Source organism: Tropicibacter sp. S64, from assembly GCF_049803835.1.
Classification (GTDB): Bacteria; Pseudomonadota; Alphaproteobacteria; order Rhodobacterales; family Rhodobacteraceae; genus Pacificoceanicola.
The window spans coordinates 46,055-57,845 of sequence record NZ_JBNAGK010000022.1 but is presented as its reverse complement, the minus strand read 5'-3'; the positions used below and the strand labels follow the sequence as shown (position 1 = coordinate 57,845).

The window sequence follows — 11,791 nt, the reverse complement described above, 5'->3', positions numbered from 1 at the left end:
TGAGCTCCTCCCCGAAAATCGGACAGTGACGGAAGCTACTATCTGACGTCTGCTGGTCTCTAAGAACGAGGAGATCAGAACATGTCGAAACGCAGGAACCATGACGCGGGCTTCAAGGCTCGCGTGGCGCTGGAAGCCCTGAAGGGCGAGCGCACGGTGTCGGAGCTGGCCGCGGAATACGGCGTGCATCCGACCATGATCCATCAGTGGAGCGAGCCATTGTGCGCCATTGGTTCAAGAACAATGGCGAGCGCGCTGCTTGAAGGCGCATCTGACATTTTCGAGCGCGGCGGGAAGAAGAAGGCCGAGGTCGACGAGGAGACGGTGCGGTCGCTTCACGCCAAGATCGGGGAACTGGCCGTCGCCAACGATTTTTTGTCCAGAAAGCTCAAGCCTTGGACCGGCAAGTGAGGCGCGGGATGATCGAACGCTCTCACCCCACGCTGTCGGTCGGGGCGCAATGCCGCCTGCTGTCGATCTCGCGGTCGTCGTTCTACTACGCACCGCTGGGCGAGACCGCAGTGAACCTGGCGCTCATGCAACTGATCGACCGGCAGTTCCTCGAAACCCCGTTCTACGGCGTCCAACAAATGACCTGGCACCTGCAGAACGAGGGCCACGCTGTGAACGTGAAGCGTATCCGGCGGCTGATGCGGCTCATGCGTTTGATGCCGATTTATCAGAAGCCGAACACCAGCAAACCGGCCAAGGGGCACAAAACCTACCCCTACCTGTTGGGTGGCCTGCGGGTGGAACGGCCCAACCAGGTCTGGTGCGCCGACATCACGTACCTTCCGATGCGGCGGGGCTTCCTCTACCTGGTTGCCATCATGGACTGGTTCACCCGCAAGGTGCTGACTTGGCGCATCTCGAACACGCTCGAAGCCGACTTCTGCGTCGAGGCGCTGAACGAGGCGGTCCACCGCTTCGGCCCGCCCGAGATCATGAATACCGATCAGGGGTCGCAGTTCACGTCCTTCGCCTGGACCGACCGGCTGAAACGGATCGGCACCCGGATCTCGATGGACGGCAAGGGCCGGTGTCTCGACAACATCTTCATCGAACGCCTCTGGCGGTCCCTGAAGTATGAGTGCGTCTATCTGCACGCCTGGGAGACGGGCTCGCAGGCGAAGGCCGGGGTTGGCCAATGGATCACCTTCTACAACCACCAGCGGCCTCACGCCGCCCATGGCGGACAGCCGCCCGCCGTGGTCTACTTCAACCAGATCGAAACCGACCAGCAGGGGCAGAGAGTAGCTTAAACCACCCCGGAAACTGGCCAAAAGATGGGGAGTAGCTCATACAGCGTTGTGAGGGCAATATAATTGCCCTCACAATTAGTGAACACTCAGGATAGCAAACACGAAATATATCAGGCTAACTGCAGCACCCAACAAAGAGCCATCGATAAGATGCATCGCATAGGCCATGTAGACACCAGAAACACTCAGGTAGCCTACGCGAACTGTATCAATCTTCTTGTAGATGTCCTCTACCACCTTCTTCAGAACTTTCATCACCGCCTCCTATTGCGATACCTGGACTGTTCTGCAACTGTGGCCGAGGACGGTGATGTCTCCGACAAGCGTGAAGCGGATTCACCAAGTCGTTGGTAAATGTAGTCGCGTAATCATCTGATAAAAAAGCGAAAAAATAAATGAGAAATCACCCAAAGCTCCAACCCTTCTTCGCAGAAGCACTGATCGAAGTCATGGAGGCTGGGCATGGTCTGAAAGATCGTCAACCAGGCGAAGGTTGGACCACAGATGAGCTGGCACTTGAACTAGACGTTACTCGCAACACTGTTTCCAATTGGCGAAACGGGACTGTACCAAGTCACAAGAACTTTCAAGACTTACTCAAACTGTTCGCACCACGGGGCCGTAGGAACGCAGCAGCAGTACGTTCGCGTCTTGAAATCGCCTTTAGGCATTCGAATGAAGCCAAGCGCAAACTTGATGATATTGAGAAAGAGTTCTCTAGAAAGGTCTATTCTCGTCGTGATCTATGGAATGCTGCTCTTAGCGCAGTACGGAAGGACTTTACGGCACTTGCATGGGGTGGTCGGCTGGGCTCTAGGCTGGTGGGGTTTCAGCCACAAGAACTAGTCCTAAAATCTAGTAAGACTTCATTTTTCGTGCCGCCAAGCGACGAACTATTGGCAGCGGCACAATCAGGTCGCGTCAAGTATGACACCCACACCGAAAGCTTAAAGCTATTCAACGAAGAGTATGATCTGAACGGACCATTTCCTGCTGGATTGGTCAATGAACTCATTGAGCGACACCGTATGATTGTGTCCGAACAAATATTGTCGAAGTTTCAAAGCGCTGCCGTACGCGAAAAGCCCTACAACAAGAAAAAGTTTGGTGTTTGGAGCATCGAAGAATTTGTACCAACTGGACACCTGGAAACAGGCGCATGCAAAGTTATGCTTTATGATACAGATTTTTTTACGAAAACAGTCATGGCTAGAGTATACCGCCAATTGCGCGTTGAACATCCCAAAGCATTCGCGGATATGTCGCGCTACCCCACTCTGACCGTCGGTGAGCAGCTTTATCACTGTCCCCATTTTTCGACTTCCATCGGTCTGAACTGCTTTGTTATTTCAGTGGCCCAGGAAGCTATGACCGAAGTGGTCCTGACTCGAACTGCATCGTCGACATCAAATGAAATGCAGCATGGAAGATTTCATTTGGCCGTAAATGAGGGAATAGTACAAGAAGACTGTCCTCACGAATCCGATGAAGTTGACTTGCCCAGTGTCGTCGAACGCGGTTTTATGGAAGAGCTTGGGGCAGTTAATCTGGCTAAATTAAACATCTTTTTTACCGATGTATTCTTAGACAACCCTTCAGGAGAAATAGGGATTTTAGCCGTTGTTACTTGTGACGAAGATCGATCTCATCTGAATGCGCTAAGGGACAATTCCGCGCGAGATAAGCGGCGCGAGTTCACGGGAACGCTGCAGGGGGTGCCTTGTAGCAGATTAGCAATGGTCGATTTCATTTTAGATCAACCAGACGGAATAAACGCCTTTACCAGCTACTTTCCACACCTAGTAGATATTCTCATCAGTCGTGGCGCATTTTCAAAAGTTGCGCTACAATGAAGCTGATCAAGTTCAAAAAAAATTGATTTTTGTCATCTTGTCTCTCAAATAGAAGGATAAGACTGAAAAACTGGCCAAAACCCGTACGTTTCTGTTACCGGCGAAAACCACCGTTTTCACCGGGTCGCGAAGTCTATCGGCTGAAACGTCCCATCAACCGCCTTACGCGCAACCCATCACCCCCCAGTTAAAACAAACCCTAAATAAAAGGCCCGGTTTCGCCCCAATCCCGGCGCCCTGAGCCCGTCTTGCCCCCGCATTCCTGCCTCCGTGCAACAGCCGTGGGGGCCTTGGCATGTATCTCGACTGGAAGGGCCGTTTCGGCACCGGGGATCCGTTTCTCGACAACAACCTGCAAGCGCTGGAGATCGTCAGCGGTCCGGCGGGCAGCGTGCTCTATGCGGGCACCGGGCAGGGGGGCGGGATCACCGCCTATACGCTCAACCCGGGCGGCGCCACCGCCCGGGTGCTCGACCGGGTCTATTTCCCGTCCTGGCTGGGTGGCACGGCGGGCGACATGCTGCACTACGCGGTGGTGGACGGCACGCCGCAGCTGCTCTTCGGCGGCGGCGCGCCCACCGGGGGCGGCACCCTGCGCGGCTACCAGGTCGGCAGCGACGGCCAGATCAATTTCCTCGACCAGACCGGCGGGCTGACCGCGGGCACCTGGAACATCTCGGACATCGCCTGTTCCGGCAGCGCCTGGGGGGCGCTCTATGTCGTCGATTCCGCCACCGGCTTGCTCTGCACCTACCTGCCGAATGCCGGGGGCACCCTCACCCGCAGCGGGGCGGCCTATGACCTCGGCGTCGGGGTCGACCTCGAGATCGCCCGCGTCGGCGGACAGGAGATCCTTCTGGCCACGGACCTGACGCGCGGCGGGCTCCTGAGCTATGCCATCGACGGCACCACCGGCGCGCTCACCCCCGTGGACTACGAGGGCGCGGGGAAGGGCATGGGCATCGCCACGCCCACGGCGCTGGAGACGGTGCAGGCCTTCGGGGCCACCTGGGCCATCGTGGCGGCGGCGGGCAGCTCCTCGCTCAGCGTGTTCCGGGTCACCCCCGGCGGCGGGCTGGCCCCGGTCGATCACGTGATCGACGGGCTCAGCACCCGCTTCGGCGGCGTCGATGCGCTGGCGGTGGTCGAGCACAAGGGCCAGGTCTTCGTGATCGCGGGCGGGGCGGACGACGGGCTGAGCCTGTTCACGCTGCTGCCGGACGGGCGGCTCCTACACCTCGAGACGCTGGAGCACGACATCGGCCTCGGGCTGGAGAACGTCACCGCCATCGCCGCGGATGTGGTCGGCAGCACGCTGCAGGTCTTCGTCACCAGCGGCACCGACGATGGCATCACGCAGCTCAACATCCCGCTCGGCACCCTCGGGGCGGTGATCCGCGACACCGGCAGCGGCAGCACCCGGCTCGACGGCACCATGGGCGACGACCTGCTGGAGGCGGGCCAGACCGGGCATGACACGCTCTACGGCTTCGGCGGCAAGGACATCCTCGTGGCCGGGGCAGGGGGCGCGACGCTCTACGGCGGCGGCGGCGAGGACATCTTCGTGATCTCCGAGACCGACGCGGCGCAGCGCGTGCGGATCATGGATTTCCAGCCCGGCCAGGACAGCCTCGACCTCTCGGGCATCACCATGCTGCGCTCGACCGCGCAGCTGACCATCACCTCCACCGCCTGGGGCGCGCTGATCACCATCCGCGGCACCACCATCGAGGTGCGCTCCGCCGGGGGTGGTCCGCTGACCGAGGCGCATCTCTTCCCGACCGGCTTCCCCTGGGCCGATCACATCATGCCCTCGCCGCCGCCGAGCGGAAAGCTGCTGCCCGGCACCGCCGGCAACGACGTGCTGACCGGCACCTTCCTCGGCGATACCATCACCGGCGACGCGGGCCATGACAGCCTCCTCGGGGAGGGCGGCGCCGACGAGATCTGGTCCGGCGACGGCAATGACACGGTGCGCGGCGGGGCCGATGACGACACCATCGGCGCGGGCGCGGGCAACGACCTGATGTTCGGCGACAGCGGCGACGACGAACTCTGGGGCGCCGATGGTCATGACCGGGCCTGGGGCGGCACCGGCAACGACACCCTGGGCGGCGGCAACGGCAACGACAGCTTCTGGGGCCAGGACGGCGACGACCTGGTCTGGGGCGGCAACGACGACGACGAGCTGCACGGCGACGACGGCAACGACACCGTCGGCGGCTTTGCCGGCAACGACAGGCTCTACGGCGGCACCGGCGACGACCAGATCTGGGGCAACACCGGCAACGACAGCGGCTGGGGCGGGGCGGGCAACGACACCCTGGGCGGCTACACCGGCGACGACCTGCTGTACGGCGATGCCGGGGACGACCTGATCGGCGGCGGCAGCGGCGACGACACGCTCTCCGGCGCGGACGGCCGGGACACCATCGACGGCGGCACCGGCAACGACGACATCTGGGGCGGCAACGATGCCGACCTGCTGACCGGCGGCGCGGGCAACGACACGGTGGCCGGGGGCGCGGGCGACGACACCCTCTACGGCGACGACGGGGCGGACGCGGTCTGGGGCGGGGACGGCAACGACCGGGGCTGGGGCGGCTGGGGCCATGACATCATGGGCGGCGGCAACGGCGACGACACCTTCTGGGGCGGTCTCGGCAACGACCTGGTCTGGGGCGGCAACGACGACGACCTGCTCTACGGCGGCGATGGCGACGACACGGTCGGCGGCTTCTCCGGCGACGACACGCTCTACGGCGAGAGCGGCAACGACCAGATCTGGGGCAACACCGGCAACGACGTGCTGAACGGCGGCTGGGGCAACGACACCCTGGGCGGCTACACCGGCAACGACACGCTGAACGGCGGCGGCGGCAACGACGAGCTGGCGGGCGGCGCGGGCAACGACGTGCTCACCGGCGGGGCCGGGGCCGACACCTTCGTCTTTGCCGGGCTGCATGGCGCGGACACCATCCTCGACTTCGAGGACGGCGTCGACGTGATCAAGATCCAGCACGGCGCGATCTGGACGTTCCAGCAGCTGGACATGGACCAGGTCGGCGCCAACGTGGTGCTGCACCTGCCGGGCGGCGATGTCACCCTGATGAACACCCAGCTGTCCCAGATGACCCCGGGCGACTTCTGGTTCGCCTGAGCCTCCCCGCGCCAAACGGAAAACGCCGCCCCTCGCAGGGCGGCGCTGCTTTGTTCCGAGGATGCCGGGATCAGTCGGCGACGGTCTCTTCGAGTTGCTGGATGCGCGCCGACAGCTCGGCGATCAGCGCCTGCTGCGCCGCGTTCTGCGCGTTCAGCTCCTGGATGGCGGCCAGCGCCACGCCGGCGGTGTCCAGCGTCGAGATCGTGGTGTCGTTGTGCCCGAGGCCGAAGGCGGCGCGGAAGTCCTGCGCCATCGGGCCGATGTGGCGCACGCCGGCATCGGCATCGTGGATGTAGGTCCAACTGCTCAGCGGCAGCGCCGCGACCTTGGCCAGCACCTCGGCGCCGTCGACCGGCACGATGGCCATCTTGGCGTTCTTGTCCGAGCTCTCCGACAGGGTGCCGCCGATGGTCAGGTTGCCCGCCGCATCGAGCGACATGCCGCCCGTCGCCGGGGTGGCATCGCCGCCCACGCGGAAGGTGCCGTCGGCCCCGACGAACATGCCCTCGGCCCCGGCATCGTCCCGCGAGATGATGAAGCGGCCGGTCGCCGCGTTCTCATGGGTGAAGAACCAGCTTCTGCCGGTGGTGCGGTTCTCGAAGGTCATGAAGGAGCCGCCGGTGTTGGAGACCTTCACCGCGTCGAGCGCCGCGCCGGCGCTGCGGAAGACGTGTACCGCGGAGGTGGGCGAGGCGATGCCCATGCCGACATCGCCGGTCGTGCCTTCGATGATCAGCGCGTTGGTCGGCGCGTTCGGGAAGACCTTGAACGGCAGCTTGGATCCGTTCGAGGCGTCGCGCACGAAGAAGTTGGTCTCGTTGGCCGCCACGTCCCAGGTCTGGGCCTGGAAACCCGAGGTGCCGTCCTGCTCGAGACGGATCGACGGGGTATTGCCCTGCTTGATGTGCAGATCGAGCACCGGCGTCGAGGTGCCGAAGCCGACCTTGTTGCTGTCCGACAGGTACAGCTGGTTCGAGCGGGTGTTCGCCTCGATGGTGAACGGCGTGCGGCCATTCGTGATGTCGTCGATGGAGAACTTGTTGGCGCCGCCGTTGGAGCTGTCGTTGAAGGTCAGCTGCCAGTCGACGTTCGGGAAGCTGCCCGAACTCGAGGTGTCGTCCGCCTTGATGCGGACGTTGTTCTCTTTCATGCGGATGGTGTCGAAGCCGAAGGCCTCGCCGTTGACGCAGTCGAAGCCGACGCAGAAGGAGCCGTCGACGATCAGATCGTCAAGGATGACCTGATCCGCCGCGGCCGCGCCGGCAAGGGCGACAAGGGCGGTGGCACCAAAGGCGGCGGCCCTGAGGCCAGACAAATGAATGGACATGACAAATCTCCTGTTGTTCAACGGGGTCCCTCCCCCCGCGTATCCCTCGTGGCGTGGTCCTGGTGCCGCTTCGGGGCGCTCCCGGATCCCGTTGCACCGCTGACCTAGAATCACGCTCTTCGCGCCCGGATCCTATCACACAGAACTGTGCCCGGATTGTGATCCGAAGCACAATTTGACCCAAGGTAACCCCAGTCAGGGCGGAGTCATAGCGAATTTTCTGTCACCAGAGTGTTTTATGTGGCGCCCGCCCGGGGCAAAAAGCGGTCGCACTCCGGGGCGGGGCTGCCTATAGCCTGTGGGGAGAGAGCCGGACCATCGCCTCGGCCGATGCCATCCCGGGGAAAGGAACACGTCGCCTTGCTGATCGTCGTCGCCGGCATGCACCGCAGCGGAACCTCCGTGCTGATGCGCCTGCTGAAGGATGCCGGGGCGCGGATTCCGGGGGAGATGCTGCCGGGCAACGCGGACAATCCCACCGGCTACTGGGAAGCGCGGGACGTGGTGCGGCTCGACAACCGGATGCTGGCCGCCGCCGGGCACAGCTGGTGCGATGACCGGGCGCTGGCGGCGGAGACCCTGGACAGGCTCGACGCGGCGTTCGGAGCGGAGATCGACCGGACCCTCGCGGCGATCTGCGAAGGCGGCGGCTGCATCGCCATGAAGGACCCGCGGCTGTCGCGGCTGATGCCGCTCTGGCTCGGCGCGGCGCGGCGGCTGGGGATCGAGACCCGGGTGCTGATCGCGCTGCGCGCGCCCGCCGAGGTGGCCGGCTCGCTGTTCCAGCGCATCCACACCACCGCCTTCCGCCCCGCCGCCCTGCTCGGCGCCACCCGGGCGCATGTGCTGACCGCGCGTTCCATGCTCGAGGCCGAGCGTCACGCGCGCGGGGTGCCCCGCGCCTTCATCGACTTCCCGGACCTGCTGGCCGATCCGCGGGGCACGCTGGCCCGCGCCATCCGCGCGGCGGACCTGCCGCTGACGATGCCCGAGGGGGCAACCGCCGTCGATCCCGCCCTGCACCGCCAGCGCGGCGGGGCGGGGGCGGGCTGGGCCAGCGCCCGCTTCGCCGATGGCATCCATGCCCGGCTGCGGGACGGCGCCCCGGACCCCGCCGCGCTGGACGCCGACCTTGCCCGCCTCGACAGCCTCACGGCGGAGACCGACGCCGCGCGCGGCGCCGCCGCCACCCATCCGCAGGAGACCGGCGCGGCGCTGGTCCGGCTCGAACGCCGCTTCGCCGCGGCGATGGACCTGCCGCAGAGACAGGTCACCTTCCTCTCCGGCGCGCCGCAGTCCAAGGGGCATATCTACCGGGTGCAGAACCGCCTCGAGAGCCTGATGACCACCCCCGTCGCCGCCGCCCTCGCCACGCTCGGCACGGACGACCCGGAGGCCCTCGCCGCGGACTCGGACCTGATCGTGCTGTTCCGCGCCGAATGGTCGCCGCCGGTGGAGGCGCTCTACAGCGCGGCACAGGCACGCGGCGTGCCGGTGATCTTCGACATCGACGACCTGGTCTTCGACCCGGCGTACATGAAACCCGGGTACATCGCCTATCTCGACAGCCTGCCGCCGCCGCAGCGGGCCCTCTGGGAGGCGCGCGCGGAGAACTATCGCCGCGCACTGGCGGAGGCGGACGGGGCCTGGGTCTCGACGGAGGCGCTGGCCGAACACGCCCGCCGCGTCAACCCCGCCGTGCAGGTGGTGCCCAACGGCCTCGCCGCCGGGCGCATCCGCCGCGCGGAGGAGGGGCTGAAACAGGCCCTGTCCCGGCCCGATGACGGCCTGCTGCGCATCGGCTACGCCAGCGGCTCGCCGTCCCATGACCGCGATTTCGCCCCGCTCGCGCCGGTGCTGGCGGACCTTCTGCACCGCCACCCGAACCTGCGCCTGACCCTGATCGGCCATATCGAGGCCAGCCGCTTTGCGGCGCTGGACGCGGTGCGCGGCCAGATCGAGCACCGCCCCGAGGTGCCCTTCGAGGACCTGCCGCAGGCGCTCTCGGACATCGCCATCAACCTCGCGCCGCTGGAGCCGGGCAATCCGTTCTGCGACGCCAAGAGCGAGCTGAAGTATTTCGAGGCCGCCCTCGTCGGCGTGCCCACCGTGGCCAGCCCCACGCCGCCCTTCGCCGCCGCCATCGAGGACGGCGTCACCGGGTTTCTCGCCGCCACCGAAGCGGAGTGGCTGGACCGTCTTTCGCGGCTGATCGACAGCCCGGACACCCGCGCCACCCTGGCCCGCGCCGCCCGCCGGCAGGCGCTGGAGCGCTTCGGCCCGGAGGCGCAGAAGGCCGCCCTGCTGGCCGCGATCCGGGCCGGCCTGCGCGGCTGATCAGCCGAAGTACCACTTGCCCACGGCCTCTTCGCGCCGCCAGGCCCGGCCGGTGTCGACCTCGAAATCGTAGCGCGGCAGGCGATAGTCGTAACCCGCCGCCTGCCGGAACTCGTCCTTGCTGCCCGCGAAGAAGCCGCTGGCGGAGGTCGCCGCGCCGCCATGCACCTGGTGGAAGGTGGTCTCGCCCAGCAGCAGGATGTTCTGCGCGTCCTGCCGCTCGGTGAAGCGGTTGAAGACCTCGAGATTGCACAGCCCGCCACCGGCGCGGGCAAACCCCTCGTTGTAGCCGCCCATGTCCAGCCACAGCTCCCGCTCCACCGCGAAGGCATTGCTCTCGTTCTGGGAAAAGGCGTTGCCGTAGCGATGCGCCCCGGCCCAGACGCTGATCCCGTTGAGCCGGTCGAGATCCGCCTCCCAGCCGCAGCCCGCCAGCAGCCGGTCCTCCTCCGCCTGGTCATAGCCCGCCAGCACCGAGCGCATCTGCACATCCGGGCCAAGGTGGCGCGAGCCGACATAGGTGAAGGCCCCGGGCGCCCGCGCCAGCGCATCGAGGGTGCGGCGCACGAGATAGGGGCTGAACATCCGCGCCCCGTCGATGCAGACCATCACCGCCGCGCCCCGCGCCTGCTCGCGGATGACCGCGTTGATGGCGAAGACCGGGGAGGGCTGGCTCTGCGCCGGATCGACCCGGATCAGGCGGACCGCGATGCCGCCGAACTCCATCCCGTCCAGCGCCAGCGCCGCGGGGGAGCCGTTGTCGATGACAAGGATCTCATATTCACCCGGCGCCACCTCGCGCTGCAGCGGCGGCAGCATCGAGCGCAGCGTCCGCGGCGCCTCCCGCGCCATGTCATAGGTGTTCAGGACGATCGACAGCTGTGTCATCGGCGGCCTTTCCCGTCTCCCGCTTCGGTCCCGGCGGTGGTAACGGGCAGGTCCCGGCGGGACAAGCGCCAAGCAGCCCCATAACGCGGGTTATGGTAAGTGATCTCAGAGCGCCGTGGCCGGACCGCCTTCCAGCGCGTCCGTCAGGCGCAGCCGCGCCTCGGCGTAATTCGGCACCGCGTCGGCCACGCGCACGGAGTTCTGGCCCTTCTTCAGCAGCGCCTCCGTCACCAGCGCGTCGAAATCGCCGCGGGCGGCGTAGTCGATGCCGAGAAAGCCCAGCAGGTCCTCCACGAGGCCGCGCCCGGCCGCCGGGTCGGTATAGACATCCTCGAAGCGCACCCGGTACGGGCTCTGGCCATGCGCGTCGAACAGCCCTTCGAGCACGGCGCGGCGCTCGGCGCAGAGCCGCATGTGGGCGAGCGCACGGGGAATGTCGATCGGCTCGACCTCGATGTCGCCCGCCTCGATGCGGCGGTAGATGCGCTTCGCCTGGTCGCTGCCCCAGGCGCCGGTGATCTTGGCCAGTTCCAGCGACAGGATGCGGTCCACCTCCGCGCCGCGCTCCAGCACGATGTGGCGATAACCGAGCGCGATGGAGACCTCCATCAGCGTGGCATTGAGCACATGCGGCATCAGCTCGTGGCAATGCTTGATCACCGGGCGGGCGGCAAGCGCCTCTTCCAGCTCGCTCCGCAGCTTTTCCTGGTCCTGCCAGTGGGTCACCACATGGCCGAACTTCCGGTCCTGGTTGAACGGCTCGTGCTGCACGCCCGGATGTTCGGACAGCTCCGCCAGCAGCGTCGCGAGGGTGGTGCCGCCGGTGCGCTGCATGGTCCAGATAATGTAGGGAAAGCTCACCGTCGTACCCTTGGAAGACTGCCGATTGGGCGGCTGGGTAGCACCTTGGCCATGAGGGAGCAAGCCGCCGGTCGCCATGGGCTTTACCTTGCCCGGGCAA

Annotated in this window: 8 protein-coding genes; 4 read left to right on the top strand and 4 right to left on the bottom strand. The window is 65.4% G+C overall.

Annotation, left to right across the window (positions count from 1 at the left end):
* Nucleotides 1–81 precede the first annotated feature (81 nt).
* Nucleotides 82–1,262 (top strand): IS3 family transposase gene (locus tag ACP159_RS24295; RefSeq protein ID WP_425098180.1). Its coding sequence is split into 2 segments (ribosomal slippage): nt 82–379 and nt 379–1,262, totalling 1,182 coding nucleotides; the frame shifts between segments, so codons are not numbered across the junction.
* A 75-nt stretch (nt 1,263–1,337) separates the two neighbouring features.
* Here the strand turns inward: ACP159_RS24295 and ACP159_RS24290 are convergent.
* Nucleotides 1,338–1,517, bottom strand: coding sequence for a hypothetical protein (locus ACP159_RS24290; RefSeq protein ID WP_425102319.1), 180 nt, complete (start codon nt 1,515–1,517; stop codon nt 1,338–1,340).
* Nucleotides 1,518–1,657: 140 nt separating this feature from the next.
* Between ACP159_RS24290 and ACP159_RS24285 the strand changes: the two genes are divergently transcribed.
* Nucleotides 1,658–3,115, top strand: coding sequence for a hypothetical protein (locus ACP159_RS24285; RefSeq protein ID WP_425102318.1), 1,458 nt, complete (start codon nt 1,658–1,660; stop codon nt 3,113–3,115).
* 295 nt (nt 3,116–3,410) lie between these two features.
* Nucleotides 3,411–6,275: a calcium-binding protein gene (locus ACP159_RS24280; RefSeq protein ID WP_425102317.1), complete on the top strand. Its 2,865-nt coding sequence runs from the start codon at nt 3,411–3,413 to the stop codon at nt 6,273–6,275.
* A 70-nt stretch (nt 6,276–6,345) separates the two neighbouring features.
* Here ACP159_RS24280 and ACP159_RS24275 read toward each other — a convergent pair whose 3' ends face one another.
* Nucleotides 6,346–7,605 (bottom strand): tail fiber domain-containing protein, encoded by a 1,260-nt coding sequence (locus ACP159_RS24275; protein ID WP_425102316.1) that lies wholly within the window; start codon nt 7,603–7,605, stop codon nt 6,346–6,348.
* Between the two features lie 360 nt (nt 7,606–7,965).
* Between ACP159_RS24275 and ACP159_RS24270 the strand changes: the two genes are divergently transcribed.
* Entirely contained in the window at nt 7,966–9,942 is a 1,977-nt protein-coding gene (locus ACP159_RS24270) for a glycosyltransferase family protein (protein WP_425102315.1), read from the top strand.
* Here ACP159_RS24270 and ACP159_RS24265 read toward each other — a convergent pair whose 3' ends face one another.
* Together ACP159_RS24265 and ACP159_RS24260 are read right to left on the bottom strand one after the other, a co-directional pair.
* Nucleotides 9,943–10,830 (bottom strand): hypothetical protein, encoded by an 888-nt coding sequence (locus tag ACP159_RS24265; RefSeq protein ID WP_425102314.1) that lies wholly within the window; start codon nt 10,828–10,830, stop codon nt 9,943–9,945.
* A 105-nt stretch (nt 10,831–10,935) separates the two neighbouring features.
* A complete protein-coding gene (locus tag ACP159_RS24260; protein WP_425102313.1) occupies nt 10,936–11,691 on the bottom strand; it encodes a hypothetical protein in 756 nt (251 codons plus the stop codon).
* Between the last annotated feature and the right edge of the window lie 100 nt (nt 11,692–11,791).